This window comes from Enterococcus sp. DIV0800 (assembly GCF_050559735.1).
Taxonomy (GTDB): domain Bacteria; phylum Bacillota; class Bacilli; order Lactobacillales; family Enterococcaceae; genus Enterococcus_A; species Enterococcus_A devriesei.
In genome coordinates this window covers 669907-694610 of the sequence record NZ_CP187898.1, presented here as the reverse complement: position 1 = coordinate 694610, position 24704 = coordinate 669907, and the positions used below count along the sequence as shown (strand labels likewise).

At 40.4% G+C, this 24704-nt stretch carries 27 protein-coding genes, 1 tRNA gene and 1 riboswitch; of the genes, 11 read left to right on the top strand and 17 right to left on the bottom strand.

The window, feature by feature from the left end; translation table 11 throughout:
- Positions 1-192: 192 nt before the first annotated feature.
- On the top strand, positions 193-1440 hold the full coding sequence (locus tag IGI54_RS03300; RefSeq protein WP_430621150.1) for a multidrug efflux MFS transporter: 1248 nt from the start codon (positions 193-195) through the stop codon (positions 1438-1440).
- 50 nt (positions 1441-1490) lie between these two features.
- Positions 1491-1754 (top strand): hypothetical protein, encoded by a 264-nt coding sequence (locus tag IGI54_RS03295; protein WP_379971619.1) that lies wholly within the window; start codon positions 1491-1493, stop codon positions 1752-1754.
- A 44-nt stretch (positions 1755-1798) separates the two neighbouring features.
- Here IGI54_RS03295 and mnmA read toward each other — a convergent pair whose 3' ends face one another.
- Positions 1799-2917 (bottom strand): tRNA 2-thiouridine(34) synthase MnmA, encoded by a 1119-nt coding sequence (mnmA, locus tag IGI54_RS03290; protein WP_430621149.1) that lies wholly within the window; start codon positions 2915-2917, stop codon positions 1799-1801.
- A gap of 183 nt (positions 2918-3100) precedes the next feature.
- Here mnmA and IGI54_RS03285 point away from each other — a divergent pair, with 183 nt between their 5' ends.
- Both IGI54_RS03285 and IGI54_RS03280 read left to right on the top strand, forming a co-directional pair.
- Positions 3101-3478 carry a GntR family transcriptional regulator gene (locus IGI54_RS03285; RefSeq protein ID WP_216429603.1) on the top strand — a complete coding sequence of 126 codons (378 nt, stop codon included), beginning with the start codon at positions 3101-3103 and terminating at the stop codon, positions 3476-3478.
- Positions 3475-4851, top strand: a complete 1377-nt coding sequence (locus IGI54_RS03280) for a PH domain-containing protein (protein WP_430621148.1) — start codon at positions 3475-3477, stop codon at positions 4849-4851. Before IGI54_RS03285 ends, IGI54_RS03280 begins: the two co-directional genes overlap by 4 nt.
- A gap of 85 nt (positions 4852-4936) precedes the next feature.
- Here IGI54_RS03280 and IGI54_RS03275 read toward each other — a convergent pair whose 3' ends face one another.
- From IGI54_RS03275 to IGI54_RS03250, 6 genes are all read right to left on the bottom strand, one after another.
- Positions 4937-5542, bottom strand: coding sequence for a metallophosphoesterase (locus tag IGI54_RS03275; protein ID WP_071862198.1), 606 nt, complete (start codon positions 5540-5542; stop codon positions 4937-4939).
- A gap of 95 nt (positions 5543-5637) precedes the next feature.
- Positions 5638-6282, bottom strand: coding sequence for a hypothetical protein (locus IGI54_RS03270; RefSeq protein WP_216429601.1), 645 nt, complete (start codon positions 6280-6282; stop codon positions 5638-5640).
- A 224-nt stretch (positions 6283-6506) separates the two neighbouring features.
- Positions 6507-6854, bottom strand: a complete 348-nt coding sequence (locus IGI54_RS03265; RefSeq protein WP_071862200.1) for a DUF1831 domain-containing protein — start codon at positions 6852-6854, stop codon at positions 6507-6509.
- Between the two features lie 107 nt (positions 6855-6961).
- Positions 6962-8107: a cysteine desulfurase family protein gene (locus IGI54_RS03260; RefSeq protein ID WP_430621147.1), complete on the bottom strand. Its 1146-nt coding sequence runs from the start codon at positions 8105-8107 to the stop codon at positions 6962-6964.
- Between the two features lie 84 nt (positions 8108-8191).
- The gene (locus tag IGI54_RS03255) at positions 8192-9163 is read right to left on the bottom strand and encodes a ribose-phosphate diphosphokinase (protein ID WP_071862202.1); all 972 of its coding nucleotides are present in this window, start codon (positions 9161-9163) and stop codon (positions 8192-8194) included.
- A gap of 82 nt (positions 9164-9245) precedes the next feature.
- Positions 9246-9824, bottom strand: coding sequence for a hypothetical protein (locus tag IGI54_RS03250; RefSeq protein ID WP_430621146.1), 579 nt, complete (start codon positions 9822-9824; stop codon positions 9246-9248).
- Positions 9825-9981: 157 nt separating this feature from the next.
- Here IGI54_RS03250 and IGI54_RS03245 point away from each other — a divergent pair, with 157 nt between their 5' ends.
- A complete protein-coding gene (locus IGI54_RS03245) occupies positions 9982-11880 on the top strand; it encodes a M13 family metallopeptidase (RefSeq protein WP_430621145.1) in 1899 nt (632 codons plus the stop codon).
- 62 nt (positions 11881-11942) lie between these two features.
- On the opposite strand, the gene IGI54_RS03240 is transcribed toward IGI54_RS03245, so the two are convergent.
- Complete coding sequence (locus IGI54_RS03240; protein ID WP_430621470.1) at positions 11943-12707, bottom strand: formate/nitrite transporter family protein; 765 nt, start codon at positions 12705-12707, stop codon at positions 11943-11945.
- 181 nt (positions 12708-12888) lie between these two features.
- Positions 12889-12985: riboswitch (THF riboswitch) on the top strand.
- Between the two features lie 35 nt (positions 12986-13020).
- Between IGI54_RS03240 and IGI54_RS03235 the strand changes: the two genes are divergently transcribed.
- Complete coding sequence (locus IGI54_RS03235; protein WP_216429597.1) at positions 13021-13551, top strand: folate family ECF transporter S component; 531 nt, start codon at positions 13021-13023, stop codon at positions 13549-13551.
- Between the two features lie 184 nt (positions 13552-13735).
- Positions 13736-14635 carry an oligosaccharide biosynthesis protein Alg14 gene (locus IGI54_RS03230; RefSeq protein WP_430621144.1) on the top strand — a complete coding sequence of 300 codons (900 nt, stop codon included), beginning with the start codon at positions 13736-13738 and terminating at the stop codon, positions 14633-14635.
- A 57-nt stretch (positions 14636-14692) separates the two neighbouring features.
- On the opposite strand, the gene efp is transcribed toward IGI54_RS03230, so the two are convergent.
- The 4 genes from efp to IGI54_RS03210 all read right to left on the bottom strand — a co-directional run bounded on the left by efp (position 14693) and on the right by IGI54_RS03210 (position 17551).
- Positions 14693-15256, bottom strand: coding sequence for an elongation factor P (efp, locus tag IGI54_RS03225; protein ID WP_071862208.1), 564 nt, complete (start codon positions 15254-15256; stop codon positions 14693-14695).
- A gap of 185 nt (positions 15257-15441) precedes the next feature.
- Positions 15442-16107, bottom strand: coding sequence for a YczE/YyaS/YitT family protein (locus IGI54_RS03220; RefSeq protein WP_430621143.1), 666 nt, complete (start codon positions 16105-16107; stop codon positions 15442-15444).
- Positions 16108-16162: 55 nt separating this feature from the next.
- Positions 16163-16660 carry an HD domain-containing protein gene (locus tag IGI54_RS03215; protein WP_071862209.1) on the bottom strand — a complete coding sequence of 166 codons (498 nt, stop codon included), beginning with the start codon at positions 16658-16660 and terminating at the stop codon, positions 16163-16165.
- A 129-nt stretch (positions 16661-16789) separates the two neighbouring features.
- On the bottom strand, positions 16790-17551 hold the full coding sequence (locus IGI54_RS03210; protein WP_430621142.1) for a TrmH family RNA methyltransferase: 762 nt from the start codon (positions 17549-17551) through the stop codon (positions 16790-16792).
- 129 nt (positions 17552-17680) lie between these two features.
- On the opposite strand from IGI54_RS03210, the gene IGI54_RS03205 reads away from it, so the two are divergent.
- Complete coding sequence (locus tag IGI54_RS03205) at positions 17681-17953, top strand: acylphosphatase (protein ID WP_430621141.1); 273 nt, start codon at positions 17681-17683, stop codon at positions 17951-17953.
- Between the two features lie 104 nt (positions 17954-18057).
- A complete protein-coding gene (gene yidC, locus IGI54_RS03200) occupies positions 18058-18999 on the top strand; it encodes a membrane protein insertase YidC (RefSeq protein WP_430621140.1) in 942 nt (313 codons plus the stop codon).
- 50 nt (positions 19000-19049) lie between these two features.
- Here yidC and IGI54_RS03195 read toward each other — a convergent pair whose 3' ends face one another.
- From IGI54_RS03195 to IGI54_RS03175, 5 genes are all read right to left on the bottom strand, one after another.
- Positions 19050-20249 (bottom strand): ABC transporter permease, encoded by a 1200-nt coding sequence (locus IGI54_RS03195; protein WP_430621139.1) that lies wholly within the window; start codon positions 20247-20249, stop codon positions 19050-19052.
- Entirely contained in the window at positions 20246-20932 is a 687-nt protein-coding gene (locus IGI54_RS03190; RefSeq protein WP_430621138.1) for an ABC transporter ATP-binding protein, read from the bottom strand. Before IGI54_RS03190 ends, IGI54_RS03195 begins: the two co-directional genes overlap by 4 nt.
- Positions 20933-22150: an efflux RND transporter periplasmic adaptor subunit gene (locus IGI54_RS03185; protein WP_430621137.1), complete on the bottom strand. Its 1218-nt coding sequence runs from the start codon at positions 22148-22150 to the stop codon at positions 20933-20935.
- A 3-nt stretch (positions 22151-22153) separates the two neighbouring features.
- Positions 22154-22627 carry a hypothetical protein gene (locus tag IGI54_RS03180; RefSeq protein WP_430621136.1) on the bottom strand — a complete coding sequence of 158 codons (474 nt, stop codon included), beginning with the start codon at positions 22625-22627 and terminating at the stop codon, positions 22154-22156.
- A 350-nt stretch (positions 22628-22977) separates the two neighbouring features.
- Positions 22978-23049 (bottom strand) — tRNA-Glu (locus IGI54_RS03175).
- 197 nt (positions 23050-23246) lie between these two features.
- Here IGI54_RS03175 and IGI54_RS03170 point away from each other — a divergent pair.
- Both IGI54_RS03170 and IGI54_RS03165 read left to right on the top strand, forming a co-directional pair.
- The gene (locus tag IGI54_RS03170; RefSeq protein ID WP_137613284.1) at positions 23247-23876 is read left to right on the top strand and encodes a CBS domain-containing protein; all 630 of its coding nucleotides are present in this window, start codon (positions 23247-23249) and stop codon (positions 23874-23876) included.
- An 11-nt stretch (positions 23877-23887) separates the two neighbouring features.
- The gene (locus tag IGI54_RS03165) at positions 23888-24700 is read left to right on the top strand and encodes a pyruvate, water dikinase regulatory protein (protein WP_216429588.1); all 813 of its coding nucleotides are present in this window, start codon (positions 23888-23890) and stop codon (positions 24698-24700) included.
- Positions 24701-24704 lie beyond the last annotated feature (4 nt).

The window sequence follows — 24704 nt, the reverse complement described above, 5'->3', positions numbered from 1 at the left end:
AAATTCAAGAAATATGTTTTCAGCTGAAACAAAATCAATAAAAAGCTCGATATCTAAAAAATTATTCCCGAAAAAATATTGCTTTTTTCTTAATTCTATCCTAACACAACGCGGGAAAATTTAATATCCCATCTCGTGGGGTTATAATGAAAAACGATTATGGAAATTTTTTGAAAGAAGGCTATTATCAATTTGAGTAAGATCAAAAATAAATTGTTTCAACCTCGCGCTACTTGGCAAAAAAATCTAATTGTTTTATGGTTTGGTACCTTTATGGCCGGCATCGGTTTCAGTTTAGTGATGCCCTTCATGTCTTTATACATAGATTCATTAGGCAGCTATACGAATCAACAGCTAAACTTTTGGAGCGGCATCACCTTTTCTTCGACCTTTTTGATTACCGCAATCGTGTCTCCACTTTGGGGTAGGCTAGCCGATCAAAAAGGGCGAAAATTAATGTTGCTACGGGCTTCGCTGGGTATGGCTATCGTCATTAGCTTGATGGGTACGGTCGGTAATGTGTATCAATTAATTGGATTACGTTTGTTGCAAGGTTTTTTTTCCGGCTACATTAGCAACGCCACCGCTCTAATTGCGACTGGAACACCGCGCGAAAAAAGCGGACAAGTACTTGGCACCTTAGCCACCGGTGCGGTCACCGGAAATTTACTGGGGCCATTAGTTGGTGGCGTCACGGCTTCGATCTTTGGCTATCGGCTAACCTTCTTTATCACTGGTGGAATTTTATTCTTAGTCTTCATCCTTAGTCTATTATTTGTCCACGAAGAATTTACACCTGTTGAGAAAAAAGACATGGTGCCAGCCAAACAAATCTTCCAAAACTTAAAATATCCTCATGTCGTGATTGGAATGTTTGTGACTACCTTAATCATTCAAGCTTCGAATAATTCCATTAGCCCGATCATTAGTCTGTATATACGGCAATTGATGCATGGGCATGGCAACGTCACTCTCGTCAGTGGTATTATCGCATCGATTCCTGGGATCGCCACTTTGATCGCAGCACCCCGCTTTGGACGGTTAGGCGATCGCATCGGCAGTGAGAAAATTTTAGGGATCGGTTTGATTTTTGCTATGTTGGTCTTTTTACCGATGTCGATCGTAACCAATGTTTGGCAGTTAGCCTTTCTCCGTTTCTTAGTCGGAATCTCTGACGCTTGTCTATTACCAGCGGTACAAGCACTGATCACCAAATATTCTCCTCATGATGCCGCCGGAAGAATTTTCAGTTACAACCAATCCTTCCAAGCCGCGGGAAATGTCGTGGGACCAATGATTGGTTCGAGTGTTTCTTCCATCTTTGGTTATCGCGGTGTCTTTATCTCGACGTCCGCCTTAGTTTTAACTAATTATCTGCTGGTCCATCGCAACACAAAAGAAATCGCGGAGAAAAATCAACAAGCTCAAGAAACTCATTAATCGTTAAGACTTATTGATGGCAACTTTTTCATTAGTTTTTTATACTATTAATGATAGTGATACTAATGAAAGAAGTGAAGATCATGCTTGAAGGACAATTAAAGTTTTTAGACTTTTTCCTAAACAACACGATTGAAGGAAAACAAGAAGAAGCAAAAGCAATTTTAGTTAAGAGCTTTGCTGATCAAGAGACCAATAATTTAAGCTTAGAAGAATTTAAAAAGCTACAAGAAAAATTATTTCCTTTAATCAAACCAGAAAAACTAAATGAAGTAAAAGTTGCGATGGCTCATTTTGCACAAAGCCTAGCATAAAAAAACGCGGGAACCTTCAATGGAGGTTCCCGCGTTTTTTATGCTTAAATATATTGTAACTCTTTAGCTGCTTGATAGGCGTGATCGATTAATCCGCCACCAAGACATTCCATACCATCGTAGAAAACGACCGCTTGTCCGGGAGTAATAGCGCGAACGGGTTCATCAAAAATAACTTCTGCTCGATCGCCGTCTAATAAACGAACAGTCACTGGCAAGTCTTGTTGACGATAACGGAACTTCGCTGTACATTTAAATTCTTTTGGACGGTCTTCACTAGTAGTAAAGTGGATCTCGCTAGCATCTAAGCTTGTCGCGTACAATGCTTCATGATGGAAACCTTGTCCTACATATAAAGTATTGGTTGCTAAGTCTTTGCCGACTACAAACCAAGGCTCTTGCGTTTTTCCGCCGCCGCCGATGCCTAGGCCTTGACGTTGGCCGATCGTATAATACATCAAACCATCATGGGTACCTTTTTCTTCACCATCAAGTGTGACCATCTTGCCTTTTTTAGCAGGCAGATAGTTGCTTAAGAATTGTTTGAAATTCTTTTCGCCGATGAAGCAGACTCCAGTTGAATCCTTTTTCTTTGCAGTTGCTAAGCCAGCACGTTCAGCGATTGCACGAACTTCTGGTTTTTGCATGCCACCTAAAGGAAACATCGTCTTAGCTAATTGTTCTTGCGATAATTGGCTCAAAAAATACGTTTGGTCTTTATTATTATCGACGCCTCGTAACATGTGAACGACACCATTTTCATCTTTTTCGACTTGTGCGTAATGGCCAGTCGCTACGTAAGCCGCTCCTAATTCCATCGCGTAATCTAAGAAAGCTTTGAACTTGATCTCTTTGTTACACATCACGTCAGGATTTGGTGTGCGGCCTGCACGATATTCCGCTAAGAAATATTCAAAGACCCGATCCCAATATTCCTTTTCGAAGTTGACAGAGTAATAAGGAATGCCAATTTGAGCAGCGACTTTCGCCACGTCCTTATAATCTTCTGTCGCGGTACAAACACCATTTTCATCAGTGTCGTCCCAATTTTTCATAAAAATGCCGACTACATCATAGCCTTGTTCCTTTAACAACAAAGCTGTTACAGATGAATCGACGCCGCCGCTCATTCCTACGACGACTCGTGTGTTGCTGTTAGACACAGTATCACCATCATTTCAATCTAGATTCCGAAAACTCTACGATTTGAAGGTCGCAACTTTTCAGTAAAACGAATTATACAACATAAATCTTAAATTTTCGATAGATTTTTCTTCTAAAGCGCTTCCTGATTGTTTTTTTGTATTGTTTGTATTAATATAAATAATACAAAGGAGGTTAACGAGATGATTTTAGAAATTGATCCTCATTCGGAGGAACCGATTTATTTACAGTTGCGCAAACAAATCATTCTTGGCATTGCTCGTGGTGAATTAGCGCCGAACGAACAATTACCAACAGTCCGTCAATTCGCCGATGAACTGGGTGTCAACACCATGACTGTCTCGAAAGGCTACCAGCAACTACGAGAAGAAGGCTATTTATTAACCGACCGTCGCAAAGGGACCGTCGTCGCACCTTTACCTGTACACCCAAAGAAAAACAGCGAGGAAAATTTGACCCTCGTCTTAGCAGAGCTTTACTTGGCTGAACCCGACGACCAAAAATTACAAGACAAAATTGAAACAATTTTGAACTCCTTTAGAAGGGACGAAAAACAATGATGGTTCTTATAATTTTAGGCATATTGATTCTGTGTAACGTGATTATGGCTTTTGTTAGCGCGCTAGCCGCAAAACCTCATAACTATGTAATTATTGAAAATACTTTTCCAGCAGATAAAATCAATGATCCACAAGTTCTTCATTTTTCAAAAAGCTACCGTAAGCGTCAATTCCAACTAGCGCTTATTTTATCACTTCTTGATCTAATCTTATTGCTTCCTATGAAAGACTCCAGCTTCATACTACTTTTCTTCTTGCTTTTGTATTTAACGATCGGAGCGAATTATTTTATTATGCTCCGTTATATTCGTAAAGGACATCAATTAATCATCGATAACAAATGGCAGCTACCTACCCAGCCCATTCAAATCGACACGAAACTCGTCTTGAATAAGAATCGTAAGCTAGTATCACCTTGGTGGTTTATTTTAACGTTAGGCTTGAATCTCTTATTCAGCTTTCTGTTATATCGCCAAGAACTAGGCTCATTGATCTGGATTCTTCTTGTGACGAATTTAGGTGTTTGGCTGACACTACTAGTGACTTGGTGGGTGATTCGGCGGCTACCGGTTCGCTCCTTGACCGATGATCGGAAAATCAATCAGCAATACAATGATTTGACAAAATTTTATTGGTCAAGTCTCTCCGTCTTTTTAAGTGTTATTCTTAGCGTGCTGATCTATGTCCCCTTATTAACAACAACGATCAGTCCCAACTATTTTACTTTCTTGATGGTCGTTGAATTTGCTTTGATTTTTTTCTTTTGCGGATCAACGATTTGGTGGCTGTTCCGGCTTCGTCAAAAGCAAGACCAATTACTGACTCAATCAACCACTGTGCGTTATTCTGGTGATGATTATTACTGGCGCTATGGGATCTATTACAATCCGGATGATCGACGATTGATGATTCCCGATCGAATCGGGATGAATATTTCTGTCAACCTCGGCAGAGTTGGCGGCAAAATTTTTATGGGGCTCCTTCCAATCATTCTGGTTGTGGCGATGCTAGTTGCCGTCGTTCCCTTATACGTCTTGGACTATCATCCAAACCCGTTGACCTATGAACTAAAAAACGAAACCTTGCTGTTAGACGGTCCCTTTATCAAGGAGCAAAAGATTCCCTTGAATCAGATCGAAGACGTTGCCTTAGTCGATCACTTGCCCACACGCAGTGTTCGGACAAGTGGCTTAGCCACCAATAACTACGCCACCGGCTATTTTCGGATGGATGGCAAATCATCCATTTTATTTATCGACCACAGCTCAAAACCGATTTTAAAACTCGTGACCAAAAAACGTGATTACTTCTATACAAATAAACAGCCTGCGGAAACGGAAAAACTTTACCAAGAAATCCAAGCTGAAAAATAAAAAAAACATCAGGACTAGTTCTTTCAAAGAGCTAGTCCTGATGTTTTTTCGTTCATTCCTTTTGATATCAAATCGGGTAGTTTTACTATTGTAATTTTTTTACTTCGACTTCTTTGACTGCGGCGATTTCATCAATTAAATTTTCTGAAATCGGTGTGCCAAAAGGTAGTTTATTTTTCAAAAAGTCCCGTTCCGGTGCGTCCACTCCGACATTGATATCTTCAGCGATGGGCATACTATAGTTATGAATGTGTCCGTGAAGATTACGAATGTTCAAGGTTTTTCCTAAGAGCATTGGATAATGCGTCAAATAATACTGATGATGATTAAATTTGACGATCGCTCCCACATCTTGAAATTCAAACTTTGGTTCACCATTTTCCATTCCCGGATCATGCTTCTCAAGATACCTAAAAAAAGTCCGGGAATCGTGGTTTCCTTTAATGAACACAATTTTTCCGCTTAATTGCACTAATACCGTATAGATCTCGGCAAAGCCCCGTTCATACTGAGGATGCATCGCCACATCACCTAAATGATAGACGGTATCCTTTTCATTGACGACTGCATTCCAAGCATCAACCATTTGCTGATTCATCTCCTCCACCGAATCAAACAGGCGGGGGGCGAAATCATTGTCACCTAATAGGTTTTCATGAAAGAAATGGGTATCTGAAATAAAGTATTTCATTTTTATCACCTACAAACGTTTTCGAATTCTTTCCTTTATTTTACCACCATTCTAAAAAAAATGCCCTTTTACAGCTAATGAAAAAAACAAGGCCCCTAGACTCGGTAGCCTTGTTTTTGCAATAGTGCTTGGTATTTTAATTTAATGATCGTAATGACTGTTTCCAGTTGGGTTAGGTCCTCGACCTTAGTAGTATCGAACTCCTTGTTGCGAGTAAAGGAATTTCCGGTATCGATTAAATGGAAAACTTTGTTCCATTTTTCGAATTCTGATAAATTATTTAAATTAGCGATAGGAAAGGCCGATCCCTCATAAATCTCCCATAGACGAAAAATTAAAAAGGCAGTATCCACGATTTCCACGTCCGCTTTTTTTTGACTACAAGGCACTAGTACTTTCTTAGGATTATAAGTTAAGTACCAATCTAACAAAATAAAAAATGCTTCCCAACGATACGGGTCACGAAACATTTTTTGCGTGTCCGGCATATCGCGAAAAATCAATGGGATAAAATAATTTTTCTTATATTTTAGGCAAGGAATCGCGTCGATAAAGTAATCGACATAACGAGTCAAATAACTATTGCCTTTGTAATCGCTAATATAATAATCTTCCACACCATAAACTTGGAATTCTTTTGTCAAATTGGCGCAGTCCTCAATCGTGACAGTCAACCCCGACAAGAGACGGAAATCTGAAATAATTTTATGGTGCTCGATTGTATGCATCTTGTGAAGCAACTTCTCACCTTCATTCCAACAATTTATACTGTTAGTGTACCATAATCTTAATCAGTTGAATCTCTTCAACCTCAGAATTATTGAAAAAAAAACTGAAATTAGCGAATTAATCCGATGTTTATAAGAAGATAGAAAGTCATCTACCAGCCAACACCTTATTTTATCGTTATTTCTAGTAACAAAAAAACCAAGACATTAAAATGTCTCAGTTCTATTTTGGCTCGCTAAATTTCTTCTTTTACAAATAATCCACGATCAATCATGCCATCCAGCAAGAAGTAAAACTTTTCTTGGACCATTTCTTGTTTGTTATCTTTGAAAATATCCACCGCTTTTAAGCCATTCCCCGTCGTTACAGACATTTTTAACGTGCTGATGTCTTTGGCTACCGTAATTTTTAATTTGAAGCCTTCTTTGCTTTGGGGTGTCGCTTGTAACGGACGAATCAATTGGAAATTCCCTGAACTCGTTTCAGTAAATCCATTGTCCCGTAACGTATATTTTTTTGCTGTTGGCGCTAGCGCGTATTGGAACTTGGCTCCTTTGACTGTCGCAGTTTTTGAAAATGCCATTTGCTCACCTCATCATAGTTTCTGATTTTATTTTGGGCGCTCCTTTTTTACGGGACGTCCGTCTTTCCTCATATCTAATTATAGAGATAAGTAGCCCGCTTTTCAATCTACTTTGTTAGTTCTTGCAAACTAGCGACTAATTGTTCCGCAAATTCCTCGACTTGCTGCAGCGTGTTTCCATAACCGAAGCTTACCCGCAATGACTCTTTGATTTCTGGCGCATTTTTGCCATACAAGGCTTCTAGCACATGGGAAGGATCGATCGTTCCCGCTGTACATGCCGAACCGGTTGAAACAGCGATGCCTCGTAAATCTAGCTTCATTAACAGTAAATCATTCGAAACGCCATTAAAACGGAGATTTAAAACATGCGGCAATTTATTTTCCAAATCGCCATTGACTTGATAAACAATGCCGGCTTGATCCAACGCTGTTAGAACCGTCTGCGTAAATTGTTCGTACAGAACACGACGTTTTTCTCGCTCCTCTTCCGTCAAAATTTCCACGGCTCTTGCCATTCCACAAACACCCGCAAGATTTTCCGTTCCTGCCCGGCGCTTTTCTTCTTGTTCACCGCCTCTTAACAGTGGCGCTAATCTTGCTTGATCGCTTTTAAAAAGAAAACCCACACCTTTTGGTCCGTTGATTTTATGAGCGGAAATACTTAAAAAATCAATTCCTAGCTCATGAGGCCGAATCACTTGATTGCCATAAGCTTGGACAGCATCCGTATGAAAATAGGCTGGATGATCCTTCAAACGTTCACCGATTTCTTTGATAGGCATTAAATTTCCGATCTCATTATTGCCATACATAATTGAAACTAAACTTGTATCTGGCCGTAAGCTAGCTTCAAAATCAGCCATTGAAAGATTCCCTTGGCGATCGACTGGCAAATAAGTTACCTCAAAGCCTTGCGTTTCTAGGAATTTCATCGTATTCAAAACTGCCGGGTGCTCAATTTGCGTCGTAATTAAATGCCGCCCTTCGTTCTTACGCCCTAAAGCTGTTGACAAAATAGCGGTATTATCGCCTTCAGTGCCGCCGCTATTAAAAATAATTTCATGATATTTAACGCCTAAGCTCTTAGCAACAACTTCCCGAGCCAATTCCAATTTCCCAGCAGCTTGACGTCCGTAATGATGGATACTCGATGGGTTGCCAAAGGTTTCTGACATGACTTCAGTCATCGTCTTGATGACCGCTGGATGCATCGGACTGGTTGCCGCATGATCTAAATAAATATTTTCCACTATTATTCGAACCTTTCTCCGATTTTTAGGATTATTCTAGCACAGTTCAAAAGACTCTACAAAAAAAAGGGCACTACTGCCCTTTTACTCAAAATCTTTCTTTTCCATCGTAAACAATGGACTGACAGATTGATCTTGATGAATGCGTTTGACTGCTTCACCTAACAAATCTGAACAGCTGATGATAGATAATTTTTCTGGATGTCTCGCAGGGTCGGTTGAGACCGAATCAGTAATACAAATATCTTTGATATCCGCGGCATCCAAATTTTCTTTGGCTGGCGGTGATAATAGCCCATGAGAGGCACAAGCAACGACCTCTTTTGCGCCGGCCTTCATCAATGTTTTAGCCGCATTGGAGAAAACTTCTCCGGTATTTAAAATGTCGTCTACCATGATACACGAACGTCCTTCGACATCACCGATTACATAACCAGAATCAGGATCGTTTTCTTCCGCTGTATCGACAATCGCGATCGTTGTATCTAAATACTCTGCCAGACTGCGGGCCCGTTGGACACCACTATTTTTTGGCGAAACAACGACATAATCATCGCCAACCATTCCGCGACGACGATAATAATGAGCAAACAACGGCATCGTAAATAAATTATCGACTGGAATATCAAAGAATCCTTGCACTTGCACCGTGTGTAAATCAAGAGTCAATACTCGCGTTGCACCTGCGTTTGAAAGTAAGTTGGCAACCAATTTTGCGGTGATCGGTTCATGAGGTTTGGCCGTACGATCTTGACGTGCATAGCCATAATAAGGTAACACGACATTAATCGTCTTCGCACTCGCCCGTTTTAACGCATCGATCATGATTAATAATTCTAAATAATAATCATTCACTGGTTCATTAGTCGATTGAACTAAATAAACATCAAATCCACGAACTGTCTCTTCTAAGTTAATGGCGATTTCTCCGTCACTAAACTGCTTCACCGTGCTTTTTCCTAATGGCACTCCACAAACAGCGGCAATTTTTTCAGCTAAAGGTCGATTTCCGTTTAAGCTGAAAATCTTAAATTTATCATTACTTTCTTCTGACATGGTGTCCCTCCAAGTATTTTGGTAACCTCAGTTTAACATATTTTTGTTGGTTTGCTGTAGATTTTACTTTTTGTTGAAGCGGTTATGCATTGGAACTATTTTCTCTAGAGCCGTCTCTTTGTGCAGTCAAAGAAATCGTTCCGTTCGCCCAAGCGGCGGGAATGATTTTATCAACGTTGCCCCAATTGTCATGAATCTTGAAAAAACGTTGTCCCTCAGCCGTTTCTAAAAAACCATGAGCAACTACCCAATGATTGTTGTAGGTACTACCGAATATTTTTAACAGGCCAATCATAACCGGCTCGCCAGCTAAAATCCGTTTCGTTACTCGCTGCCAGGCACCTAAAGTCGTTATCCGCACACGGTAAGGTACTTGATAGCGGCGAAAATAATGATTCAGGCCTACAGCGATTTGAAGTGGGACCGTCGGCAGATCAAGTGGCTGCAATAGCGGGCGCAAACTGTTTATTAAAACATCGGGCGCAAACTGCTGCGGTTCTCTGATTTCAGCGGACAGGCAAGCGGCATCGAGGTTATCTTGCCAATAGGCCAATAGGACGCTACTGGCATAGGTTCCGCAAAGAAAGCCGCTGGGTGTTTTCCACGTGCGATAGTTTTCAAAACTGTTTAACTCGATCCATTGATTGATTGGATAGGTCATTTCATCACCGCCAAATCATTTTATTTTGAGTATTTTCCAAAACTATATCATAATATAGGTGATATCTTATCTGCTTTACAGTTTATCAGAAAAAAGTACAGAATCTGTAAAGCTCTTACTTATTCATGCATATTAAAAATAAAGGAGTCGATTGTTTATGGAGCAAACAAAAATCAAGGAAGATTTGTACGAAGCCGTCAATGGAGAATGGATCAAAACAGCGGAGATTCCTGCTGATAAGCCAACGACAGGGGGCTTTCAAGATTTAGTGGATGGGGTCGATGAATTATTAATGACCGATACGAAAAATATGCAAACTGGTTCAGCAAAGATCCCGTCGAAGCTGATGCAAGAATACATTGACTATTTCAACTTAGCCAACGATTACAAAACACGGGATGCTGAAGGTGCAACGCCGATGCTGCCTTTGTTAAAACGCGTTGAAGCGCTACAAGATTTTTCAGATTTGAATCAACAATTAAGCTCATGGGTGTTAGACGGACTGCCTTTACCATTTGGCTTGGATGTCGACGCTGATATGAAAAATGCCAAAGTCAACGCATTGTTTGCCGCTGCCCCTAGTTTGATCTTACCTGATAAAACCTATTATGAAGCGGATCATCCCCAGGCTCAGCAACTCCTGACAATCTTTAAAGAAATGACGCTGCAATTATTCGCCTTGGCTGGCTATGATGCTGCTTACGCTGAAAAAATGACCGAAGAGGCCTTGCACTTCGATCAATTACTAGCCCCTCATGTAAAAAGTGCAGAAGAAAATGCGGATTACAGTAAAATGTACAATCCCGAAAGCGGCGAAGACTTTGTCGCTCACAGTAGCCAGTTGCAACTAAAAGAGCTGATCGAACATTTAATCGGTGTGCTGCCGGAAAAAATTATTGTGACTGAACCGGCCTATTTCCAAAAGCTGGATGAATTAGTCAATCCCGAAACCTTCCCACTAATTAAAAGCTGGATGCTGGTCATGACTTTAAATGCTTTGACCGGTTACCTTAGCGAGGAATTTCGCCAAGTTGGTGGGACTTACGGCCGTGCGCTTTCTGGTGCACCAGAAGCTCGTCCACAAGAAAAAGCAGCTTATTACCTTGCTTCCGGCCGCTTCGATCAAGTCATAGGCGATTATTACGGCAAACACTATTTCGGTGAGCAAGCGAAAAAAGATGTTCGCCAGATGGTGGAAAGTATGGTAGGTATTTATCAGGAACGCTTAAGTCAAAATACTTGGCTTAGTCCTGAGACTCGGGAAAAAGCCATCGTCAAGCTGAAAACCTTAGGTATCCATGTTGGCTATCCTGATACGATCCCAGCAATCTACAGTCAATTTCATGTCGAAAAAGATCAACCTTTACTACACAATGCGTTGCGCTTCAGCCGTTTAAGTCGCGAAGATCAATTTGCAAAATGGAACCAATTGGTGGATCGCGAGGAATGGGAAATGAGCGCCGACACAGTAAATGCTTATTACCACCCCTTCAGAAATATCATCGTTTTTCCAGCGGCAATTTTACAAGCGCCTTTTTACAGCTTAGAACAATCCAGCAGCCAAAACTTTGGTGGGATCGGGGCGGTGATCGCTCACGAGATTTCTCATGCCTTCGATAATAACGGTGCGTTATTCGACGAGTTCGGTAATCTAAATAATTGGTGGACCGAGTCTGACAAAAAACATTTTCAAGCATTAGCCGACGACATGATCGCCGAGTTTGACGGTTTAGAGATCGCTGACGGCAAGGTCAACGGCAAACTAACCGTCTCTGAAAATATTGCCGATGCTGGCGGATTGAGCTGCGCGCTAGAGGCCGCAAAAAAAGAAGATCAGGTAGATCTTGCCGCCTTCTTTATTAATTGGGCAACGATTTGGCGGATGAAAGCTCGCCCAGAGTATACTCAATTATTATTAGCAATCGACGTCCATGCACCAAATAAGTTGCGGGCAAATGTCCAAGTAAAGAATCTAAAGGACTTTTATCAGACCTTCGACATTCAACCAACCGATGCAATGTACTTAGCACCAGAAAAACGAGTCAGCATTTGGTAATTGATTTCCTTACAATAAAAGAGAGGACTTCAAAAAATGAAGTCCTCTCTTTTTGTTCGTTTCTAATGGCCTTTTTGATACGACATAAAATATGGGAAGGATACAAATGCTACCCCGCCGACGATGTTGCCAAAATATACGGGAATGATATTTGCCAAGAAGGCTGAAAGTCCAATATGACCTTCAATCATCGCATCAGATAATACAAACATATTAGCGACGCTATGCTGGAAGCCTAACAAAACAAAAATCATGATTGGAAACCAAATACCAATCATTTTTCCAGCAGAATCTTTACACCCGTAACTTAACCAAACCCCTAAGCCAACGAACCAATTACAACCAATCCCAGAGACAAAGGCTTGCAACGGGGTTGCCGCAAGTTTGGCATCTGCCACAACCAACATCTCATGTAGATTAGCGCCATTTCCGGTTAAGCCAACCACATGACCAAAGAAAAAGGCCACAAAGATTGCTCCAAGCAAATTCGCGAATGTGATGATCAGCCAATTGTTTATTACTGCCTGCCAGCCAATTTTTTTATTCAACCAGGCCATCGAGACAGCCACCATGTTTCCTGTAACTAGTTCTCCGCCGGCAAGTAAGATAACAATCAGTCCAATCGGGAAAACCGAGGCTCCTAATAAAGTTCCCAAAAAACTAAGTTCTTCTGGCGTTGTTGCAACGATTTTCATATAGGACACATAGCCTAATGAGATCATCGCTCCTCCAATGAAGCCTAGCAGCATTTTTGCCACTAGATTTTTTTCCACTTTTTCAATACCTTTTTTACTACAAATTTCCGCTGTCTCGCTTGGCGTATACATGTAACTCCCACTTTCTTCAATCATTTTCTCAATTCATTTCCTTATCTTACTATTTTATTCACAAGTTAAAAAGAGGATTTCCTAAAAAAATAGCTCATTTTTAACTAGCCCAAAATGAAAAGATTGTTTCCTTTTCATTTCTGTGCTACTATTTTTCACGGAGGTCATCCTCCAAAAATAAATCAGAGTAGGAAATAAAGCGTTAAGTGCTGGAAGGATGGGATGTTGCCTTCTGGACGAAAGACTTAGTCTGCGGTTTTATTTTCGCATTCGCTGCATGAAGATGTAGCAGCTCTATAAGGAGATGCTAGGAATGAAGAAACACCTCGATGCTAGAAGCATCACAACGATGGCGCTTTTGATCGCCATGATGGTCACTTTGTCTCGCCTATTAGGAATCGAGACGCAATTTCTCAAAGTCAGTTTTACCTTTATCCCAGAGATTATTATGGGCATGCTATTCGGCCCATTTTGGACAGGGATTGGTTCGGTGATTGCTGATTTTATTGGAATGTCGCTTTTTGCTAAAGCACCGTTTTTTATCGGCTTTACCATTAATGCCTTTCTTGAAGGAGCGATCTATGGCTACTTCTTTTATAAGAAAGAGATTACTTGGAAAAACTCGATCCAATCGGTTCTCGCTACTACGATCGTGATCAACTTGATCTTAACCCCCCTGTGGCTGGCAATGATGTATCATGTCCCACTAAATAGCTGGGTGATTTGGGCACCACGCCTAATCAAGACCGTGATCTGGATTCCAATCCAAGCGATCATTACCTATTTCTTAGGTGGCGTATTACCTTATAAACGCTGGGTAGCAAACTTCAATCGCGCCCATTAATCTTTGAGAAATAGTTACGTTATTATTTTGTAGTTATTTCTTTCACACAAAGAATCCCTTAAAAGACTTGGCTCAATTTGAGTACAAGTCTTTTTTTGTATTTATTTTTACAAGCATAAAAATCGCTATTGGTTATGGAAAGCGCTATGATTGGAAAAATTTTAACAAGAAAGCTGGGAGAAACATGAAAAACTCTGAAATTTTACTCGTCCCTAAAGATCGTTCCCTTTATTTTTTCCCTGCCTTATCAGATATTGCTGTTTGTTCAGGGAAAGAGCTCCTTACAGCCAGTAATGATTATCTCCACACGTACTTGAAAGACTTTCAATTAATTATATTTTTAGACTATGCTTTTGATCCAGCGATGGCCGCACGCATTCGCCCCTTTACCAATGCCAAAATCGTTCTGTTTTTCTGGAACCACTTTAAGCTGGAACATTACCGCTTATTGAACGCCGCACAAAAGGAACCGGCGATTGATGAAATCTATCACTTTGATCCATTAGAAGCCCGGGATCTCGGGCTACTTCACAATAGCTCCTTTTACACTTGTTCAGTAGGAAGTCCTTTACAACATTGTGATTACGATATTTTCTTCGGTGCCAATGACAATGGCCGCAAAGAACAAGCCTTAGAATTGAAGAAACGCTTTGAAGCGTTGGGGCTCTCGACGTACTATCACATCTTGCCAAAACGGGGAAATGAGCAGGCCGGTTATTTGCCTTACGAAGATTATCTGAAACTCGTTAAAAATAGCACTAGTATTTTAGAAATATTACGAGCTGGTCAATACGGTGTAACCCTAAGAACCTTTGAGTCGCTCTTCTTGCAAAAAAAGTTAGTCACCGCCAATGAGATGCTGCCCTTTTATCGTCTGTATGATCCCCGCAATATGTTTCTGATCACTCCCGATTTAAGCAAACTGACGGCGTTTTTAAATATTCCTTATCAACCCGCCGACAAAACGCTCTTGGATTTTTTTGAGGCCGAGACTTGGGCCCGCCGCTTCGTAGACTATGATCCGAAAGTTTTTGCCGAATATGAATACTATCCCGAATTGATGGAGCATGAGAGCGCGTTGTAAAGGAGACAAAAAAAAGCTCGGACTTTTCATATAGAAAGGTTCGAGCTATTTTTAAAATTATTTATTCGCGCGTTTTTGATACGTACCTTCTGTTGTATTGATTTCCAGCATTTCGCCTTCTTCAATAAAATCAGGAACGTTCACAACTAGGCCGGTTTCCATTGTTGCTGGTTTGCCTGACCCTGTAACTGTTGCGCCCTTGATTGAAGGTTGTGTTTCAACTACTTTCAAGACCACTGTTGTTGGCGGTGTTAAACCAATCACTTCGTCGCCGTAGAATTGAATTTTTACTTCCATGTTTTCAAGTAGATATTTCATTTCCGCTTCGATTGTTGAAATTGGTAATTCATATTGTTCATAGGTTTCAAGGTCCATGAAGATTGCCACATCATCTTGGCTGTATAAATATTGAACCGCTTTTGTTTCCATCATCGCTTTTTCAAATTTTTCATCAGGACGGAAAGTTGTGTCATACGTTGAACCTGAGCGAACATCACGTAGTTTCATTCGCATAACTGTATTTCCCTTACCTGGTTTGTGGTGGCTGGCATCTAAAACTTTGATCAATTTTCCGTCTTGAATAAACGTCATACCGGCACGTAAATCGCTTGCTGCAATCATGAATAAACACTCCTTGTTCTTAATTAATTTTTATTTTTTTAGAATTTTTTTGATTCTTCTACTGATTAAAAAATTCATTTTCAGTCAAAAAATCGTCTTCTACTACATAAAGTGAACCTCATTCATTGTAGCAAATAACCCTTTCAGTTACTAGGAAAAAATTGCTTGTCTAAACTGTTAGTAAATCATTTTACTGCTCGTACTCGGAAAAATTTTCGTTTAGGCAGTTGATTCAAGGTCACTTCTAACGAGGGGCCCATTACTAATAGAACGATCAACGTTCCCAAACCGATGTGACCGCCTAATAAAAAGCCAGTTAAGAAAAAAGTCGCGTCCAATAGAATCCTCGCCGTCTTAACCGTGCAGTGCAATCCTCGCTTGATCAGAATCATTAAAGATTCATAGGCAGCCGAACCCGCATCGGCTAATAAATAAATTCCTGTCCCAATCCCAAAAACAATTGAGCCTAAAATGATCGAAGGATATTCCGTTCCCTTTGGAATCTGATGCAGCAGTCCTAGCCAATCCAACAAGTTTAGACAAAAGCCCAAACCAAAACTATTGATCAGACTGCCAAAGCCGATCATCTTGCGATCATAGAAAAAAATAATCACTAAAACGATTCCATTAAACAGCATACTAATCGTTCCAAATTTCAAGGATACGTGCTGTAGAATTCCTAGTACTAAGGTACTAATAGCGTCAGCACCTAACCCACTGACCACGATCAAGCGCACGCCAATTGCCGCGATAAAGGTTCCTATCAGTGCGAATAATAATTGTTTCCCTACTTTTGCTTTAATCGGTGACTCCTCACTTCCATTTTTTATGTCTAACCTTTCTAAAACCAAAAAACGACAAAAGAAAGGCATCAAACAAGGTATGTTTGATGCCTGAAATTTTATACTAGTTCCATTCTTTCTTAAAACGTGCTTTGTAGGCGTTGAACCGGTCAACTAATGGAACTGCCGCTTCTTTGATGGCACAATATTTATCAACCATCGTTACGATGTAGCCTTCTTTATATTTCGGAGGAGTAATCGTTGCGCCCCACATATGCTTAATAATGATGTCTCGTTCAAGGTCGGATAAGTCCGTGATTTTTTCTGCGTTTTTAACCGCGATACGGGGATGCATGTAAGCATGCGATCCTTCATCAAATTTCGTTGTCCGCCAATCGTAGTAGAATAAATCATGTAGCAAACCAGCACGAGCAGTTGCTCTTGCGTCGCCATTAAATTGTTTTGCTAATTTATAACTATTAAATGAAACACTGATTGAGTGTTCCAAACGAGTTGAATTCATATGTTGGGTATAATTTGCTAATTTTTGGACTTCTTCGGTAGCTAGTAAATCCTCAATATAAGAAACGTATTCCTCGTCATCACGCCAGTTTTCGGTCATGGATATAAAGCCCCTTTTCTTTGTCTCTGTCGCATATTATAGCACGTCTCAGAAAAGTTGGATAGGCTTCCAAGAGGAGATTGTTGAAGTTTAACAGTTCCTTAATAACAGTTACCAAATGGTAAAGACTTATTCAAGTAAATGGAACATCAGGATGCCCGCTGCGATTCCCACGTTCAAAGATTCTGCTTGTCCTTTAATAGGAATATACAGATTTTGATCGGTCAGCGTTAGTAATTCCGGTGTCATTCCTTGCCCTTCATTGCCCATTATCAAAGCAAAATCTGACAGTCTTTCAACAGCTAAATATTCTTTTGCTGCTTTATCTAGGGCTGTTCCAAAAACTTTTTTCCCAGCTTGCTGCATCATTGGAACGATTTCCAATAGATCGCCAGTTTTAACCGATAAATGGTACAAGCTTCCTTGGGTACTGCGCAGTGTTTTTTCATTGTATAGATCCGCACTCCCTTGACCTAAAACCACACCAGCAAAACCAGCCGCATCCGCCGTGCGAATCATCGTTCCAACATTTCCCGGGTCCTGTACATGATCCAAAAGTAGCCACGCGCCAGCAAAAGCCTCAGACTGTTCCTTCGGCATTTCTGCTACGGCGATCATTCCCTGTGGTGTTGGTTGCGTCGTTAAGGCCTTTAACACCTCATCGGAAACTAAATAATAATCAGTCAAATACTCTTCAATCCAATCCGACCATTCCTTTAATCCCCGCTGACTGATAAAAATTTCTCGTAAGACTACCTTAGCCTTCACCGCTTCTTGAATTAAGTGAAAACCTTCCAATAGGTAGGTCTGCGTTTGTTGACGATATTTTTTTTGCTGCAACTTTTTGGTTGCTTTGATTAATTCATTTTTACTTGATTGGATTTCTTTCAAGCTGTCACCTCATTTAATTTGTCTACGCTGTCTTTCTCCGTCTGTCATTATAGCACGCGAATTCTTGTAAGAACTAGTAAAACTCGTTATCATGTAAGGTAAGAAAATACTTAATAGGAGGTTTTTCTAATGAAGATGCACTTAAATGTAACTGGACGCGTTCAAGGCGTCGGCTTTCGCTATACAACCTATCAAATCGCGATTGAAATCGGCTTAACGGGTACGGTTAAAAATGAAGATGATGGCAGCGTAACGATCGAAGCAGTCGGTACGAAAGAACAATTAGACGAGTTTCTAGAAAAATTAAATAAACCGGAAAATTCATTTGCCCGTGTCGATCATATCCAGCAATACGAAGATCCAAGCATCACCGATTTTAAACAGTTTAAGGTCGTCTATTAAAAAATTGACAAGGTTCTCTGCTTTTTCCGAATTAGATTGAAAAGGCTTGGGTTATCTAGTATAGTAATTCCTGTATAAATTTTTATTAGCAGAGGAAGAAATAAATGAATAAATTTAAAAATTGGCTTTTAGGTTCGGGGCTTTTAGGTGCCGTTATCCTACTTTCGGGCTGTGTCCGCTCAGATAAAAACGGAAACCCGGATACATCCGGTCTCGTTTATCGGATGTTAGTTGTTCCCTTAGAAAACTTTCTAAATTGGATGGTCCAAAATTTCAATTGGTCTTACGGTTTGGCGATTATTGTCTTAACAATCATCGTTCGTTTGGTTATCATGCCTTTAGGGATCAATCAATCGAAGAAATCTTTGATCCAATCAGAAAAAATGCAATCGATCAAACCACAAATTGATGCTGCACAAGCAAAAGTAAAAGCGGCGTCAACCCAAGAAGAACAAATGGAAGCACAGCGTGAAATGCAAGCTGTCTACAAAGAAAACAACGTCAGCATGATGGGTGGCATGGGCTGTCTGCCGCTACTGATCCAAATGCCGATTTTCTCTGCTTTGTATTACACAGCACGTTTCTCTGAAGGCATTCAACACTCGACCTTCATCGGCATCGATTTGGCAAAACCAAGTTATATTTTAGTAGCTGTTGTCGGGGTCGCATACTTGTTGCAGGGGTATATTTCACTCATCGGAATTCCTGAAGAACAAAAGAAAACGATGCGCAGCATGATGATCGCTTCGCCTCTTATGATCGTCTTCATGTCCTTCACTTCTCCAGCCGGAGTTGCGTTGTACTGGGTAGTCGGCGGGATCTTCAGTTGTATCCAAACCTTTATTACAAACGTTTTGATGCGTCCACGGATCAAAGCACAGATCCAAGAAGAGCTTAAAAAGAATCCACCAAAACAAGTGGTGACAAAGCCAATCAAACAAGCGGAACCGATCAATCCAAAACAAGTCAATCAACCTAAGAACCAAAATAAAAACCATAATAATAAAAACAACAGCGGACGAAACGCTGGCAAACAACGTAAATAAAAGTAAAAACCATCGCTCTTCGGCGATGGTTTTTACTTTGTCCTGATTAACTATCTTAAAATATCGATCAAGTCTTTCTTAGCTGCTTCAGAGGCAGGCATGACAGAAAATAGCAGTCCTATTGCGCTTGAAACACCGACAGCCAACGAGACAGTAAATAGATCCACGGACACCGAAATATCCATCATTTTACCGATTCCATAAGCCACCGCCATTCCTAACAGATAACCAATAATTCCGCCGACTAACGTCAAGGTCATTCCTTCTAATAAAAATTGCAGGCGAATTGCGCCTCGCGTCGCACCCAGGGCACGACGAATCCCAATTTCTTTGGTTCGCTCAGAGACCGAGATATACATCATATTCATCACACCAACCCCGGCGATAAATAAAGAAATACCCGCAACCGCACTAATGAAAAGCGTGATACTGCTTAATACTTGACTGATTCCGTCAGTCATCATCGCCATATTGGAGACTTGATACTCTCCCTGCTGTCGCATCGCTCCAGCTTCTTGCAGTTTTTTGATGGCTTTATCCGCAACTTTATTCAACTGACTACCACTGGCTAAAGTTAAGACCACCGAACTTGTGTATTGCTCATTGCCAAAAAAGTAGCTGTAGGTTTGACGAGGAATTTGAATTTTAGCTTCTCCCATCGAGAACATGGTCTCGCCCTCACCAGATGGAAAAACCCCAACGATCGTAAAGACTTGATTGTCTAAGTTGAAACCGCGACCCACCGCAGCTTTCGCTGAGCCAAATAAGTCTTTGGCTAAGGAAGAATCAATGGTCACGACTTTGCTTTGTGTTTGATTATCATACATCGAGATCGAGCGGCCATAGCGAACCGCTTTGCCCTTTTTAGCAACGACGGCGATACGATAGTTTTTTGTCTTATCTTTGACCTGAACATCCTTATAAATATAAGAAAGATCATTTTGGGGATAGGCAACCGCTTCGACGCCTTCAACATTTTTCAACAAACTAAAATCAGAAGCTTGGATCATATCGATGTTGGAGGAATAAAGGGCGTCATTTCCCGGAACAAAATCAATATTCACTTCTAATTTTTCCGAATCATTTGCCGTCAAACTTTCGATTGTGTCTCGTTCAAAGCCACGCCCTACCGACAAAATAGCAATTACTGCAGCAATTCCAATAATTATCCCAAACATCGTTAACGCACTGCGTTTTTTATTTTTAAAAATAGAGCCTAAGGAAGAGCGCCAATTCACATAAAATTTCATGCTTCAATCACCGCCCTGTCTTCAGTGATCGCTCCGTCTCTGATACGAACGAGCCGGGTACAATAAGGAAAAACTTCGGGATCATGAGTTACTAAGAAAATCGTCGCCTGATCACGGCGATTTAATTCCTTAAACAGCTCCATAATTTCATTGGACGTATGGGTATCCAAAGCTCCCGTCGGTTCATCCGCGATAATGAATTTTGGTTGATTAATTAGCGCGCGGGCGATTGCCACCCGCTGCTGCTGTCCACCAGACAGCTGCCGGGGATGTTTTTCCGCCTTATCGGCAATCCCAACTTTTTCCAATACGGCCATGACTTTTTCTTTCGTTTGATGAAAGCCGTAGCCATTATAAAGTAACGGCAGCTCGACGTTTTCATAAACGGTATAATTTTCAATCAAGCTAAAATTTTGAAATACAAAACCAACCATTTGATTCCGGGTTTTTGACAAGCGATCATCCGTCGTAGCCACCAGATTTTCTTCTTCAAATAAATACTGTCCTTCAAATTTTGTATCGATGAAACCTAATAGATTGATCAGCGTTGATTTTCCAGAACCAGAAGGACCCATGATCGCGATCATTTCTCCGGCATCCGCTTTTAAGTTGATATCTTTTAAAACATGGAGGGATTCTTCATCGTTACGGTAATATTTATTAATATGCTTAAGTTCGATCATTTAATCCACCGCCACTTCCTGACCATCTCTTAATGACTTGTCTGGATTAGAAATAATTTTGTCTCCATCTTTGAGGCCATTTTTTAATAGGAAGTAGTCGCCTTGATTCTCTGCTTGAACCGTCACTTCTTCTACCTTGCCTTTGCGATAGGCAAAGACGTATTGGGTTTCCCCGGTCTTTCTCACGGCTTTTTTAGGCAAACGAATCTCATTTAACGGCAAGACAACCTGAACATTGTAGCCATATTGTAAATTTTCTGCCGGCTTTACGATAAAACTATAGTTGGATACCGAGCTCGCCGTACTGCCAGCTGCTCCAGCTTGCCCAGCGGCCTCACTTGCTTGGTCCGGCAGCTTATTGATATGCGTAATTGTTCCGCCGATTTCTTGATTCGTTGTGATCGGCTTAATCGTAACTGCTGCATCTTGATGAACCTGTGGATAATCATATTCTGAGGCTTTGGCCTCGATCGTCACATCATTACTGACGACTTTTACAACTGGAACAGACGGATCATTTTTTCCTTTTTCATTGATGTAGGCAATTCCCGCGGTTGCACTTGTTACCGTTGAACTGACCTTTCCACGAATTGTATTGACGCTTTGATTAGCCGAACTTAACTCCACATTCGCACTTTCTAGCGCTTGTCTGGCTTGCACAACGGCATCATTTGCTGCATCCACACTACTTTCATACTGTGTTTTCTCTTGCTGGTATTGCTCTTTTTTTGCTGCGCCGTCTTCGCTATTAGCATTCGTATTATTATAATTCGTCGTCGCAGTATTTAATTTTTGCTGTTCTTTGGCTTGTTTGTCTTGGGCGATTGCTAACATTTCTTGCGCGTTGCTAACCGCTAAATAAAGCTTGTCTAAATTCGTACTTTGCTCGTCCGCTTGCTCTTGATATTCATTGTTGGTATAGCTCAGCAAGACAGTCCCGGATGCGACCTCTTGCCCGTCTTGAATATTTATTTCAGAAATTTTTCCTAAGGTTTGATCAAAATAATAATCCTGTGTGTGGGTTGCTTGTACGATTCCGTTAAAGGTCAACGGATCAGATTTTTTTAATACGACTGTTTGATACCCACTGCTTGCTTCATTTTTAGTTGACTTCATACGCGAGTAAACGAAAGCTCCGATAAATAATACTAAAACCAGTACCCCCGCGATAATACTCCAACGGATTCTTTGCTTCTTTGTTAATTTCCTTTTTTTCATCGACTATTCCTCTGGCTCTGCTTTGAATAAATGGACAATCACTAAAATAGCAGGTAACAAGAAAATTAATTGAAAGACCATCCCAACAATCGTCGTAATCAAAGAAATATCCATTCCCTCTACTTCCATCTTCGGTTGCATCATAAACCCAATAGCTGCACCAAGAATACTCCAGCCAATATTGATATAATAAGGTAGCTTAGTCGGTGCGATCTGATCCGCCAATTTTTTATTAGCAATAAAATAGAAAATAACTAAAGCGATTGAAATCACTAACGAAAGAATTGAAATGGTCTTCACTAGTGGATTATTCAAATAATCAAACATTTGTTGACCATAATCTCCCATCACTTTATAATCACTCAATTTGGGATTTAGTGATTTAGGCAACCCAATTACTCCTGTTACAACTGACAACAATCCTAAAATAATTAAAATCATATTCCACGTCTTTGCTTTTTTCAAATGCTTTTCCATCTAATCACTCCACTTCAACTATTTTCATTACTTTATGAAAGTCATACGACAACCCTAAAAGATAATTTCATAAAATAATTAATATTATACTACTTGCAGATAGCCCATTAAAGATGATTTCAAAAAATTGTTCATTTTATCACAAAATAATGATTAAAAAATAGCGAGGCTGTTTCCAATCGCTGTCTGCAGAATTTAACTAGAAAAATTTGGTAGCTTTTTAAAATTAGATTGCCTGTAAAAAAATTCATCCAATCAATGTCCTATCGTTAATTACTCTTTTGCCCTCGTAAAAAAAATAGAGATGATAAACCGCCATGAAGGCTGATTCACCATCTCTAATACCCTTATAACCCGTACGGGATTTGAACCCGTGCCTCCGCGCTGAGAACGCGGCGTCTTGACCCCTTGACTAACGGGTTATTTTAGCACACTGAAAAGTATACTGCTAAATTATCTTTTTAGAAAGTGTTTTGTCTTTTTTTCTTTGATTTTCCATATATGCGTTTATTTATTCGTTTATGTTGTTTATATAGTTATTAAGTGTATAATAGATTGTGTATTCAAGTTTCTGATTTACCCCTTCAAATAAATTACTCAGAGCTTACTAGGAGGACTTATGAATCTATCACAAAGGCAAGAAAAAATCATCGAGATCGTAAAACGTGAGCAGCCTTTAAGCGGTGAAAAAATCGCCGAGCACTTAGGGATTTCACATGCCACCTTACGAACAGACTTATCCTTCTTGACGATGGCTGGTATTTTAGAAGCCAGCCCCAAAGTCGGCTATACCTATACAGGTGTGGGAATCGAACAATTCTTATTCGACAAGATCTTTTCGGTAAAAGTGGAAGAAATTATGTTATCGCCGCTTTTGACCCCACAAGACACGTCGATCCACGACGCGATTACGAATATGTTTATGTATGATGTCGGTTCCATCTATGTGACGGATAAAGAACAACAGCTGGTTGGTCTATTGTCTCGCAAAGATCTATTACGCGCATCTCTCAACAGCAATCTGCAAAATACGCCAGTAGCTGTCGTAATGACTCGAGCGCCTCATTTACAGACTTGTACCAAGGATTTTACCATTTTAGAAGCGGGCGCTCTCCTACTTGATTATCAAGTCGATTCGCTGCCGGTCGTTAGTGAAGAAAATCCGAAAAAAGTCATTGGCAAGATCACAAAATCAAGAATTTTTAATTATATTATGCAGCAAGCGAAACAAACGGAAACCAATCGATAGGAGCGAAAAAAATGAAAAAAAGTGTACCATTATATATGATCTCTGATTCAGTCGGTGAAACCTCTCTGAAGCTAGTCAACGCTGTTACGGCACAGTTTCCTACTGTGGAATTTGATTTGTCTTACCGCTTTCCATTTACGAAGGATGAAGCAGAGTTAAAAAATATTTTAGGTGATGCGTTGAAGGACAGCGCTGTTGTCGTGACGACTTTAGTTAGCGACAACTTATCTCAAATCGTTTCTGATTTTGGTGAACGAACTGGCTTGCAATACATCAACTTAATGGCACCTTTCATGGACATCGTTCACCAAAAAACCGGTGTTGCGCCGCTAAAACAAGCTGGTGTGGTCCACAAGCTGAACAAAGAATACTTTGATCGGGTTGCGGCGATCGAGTTTGCGGTTAAATATGATGACGGAAAAGATGCCAAAGGCTTTTTGGAAGCCGATCTCGTTTTGTTAGGAATTTCTCGGACTTCTAAAACACCATTGAGTATGTATCTTGCTAACAGCCGGCTAAAAGTAGCGAACTTGCCTTTGATTCCTGAAGTGCCACTGCCGGAACAAATCAAAAACGTCCCTAAAGAAAAAATCATCGGACTAGTGATCGAACCTGATGTGCAGCAGAAAATTCGAACTAGTCGTTTGGCTTCTTTAGGACTGGATGAAAATTCTCGCTATGCAAATATTGATCGAATCAAAGAAGAAGTCGATTATGCGCTAGGTGTTTATGATGAGCTAGGTGCTTTTACACTTGATGTCACTAACAAATCGATTGAAGAAGCAGCAACATTGATTTGTGAGCACTTAGATAATTCTTTGTAAACTT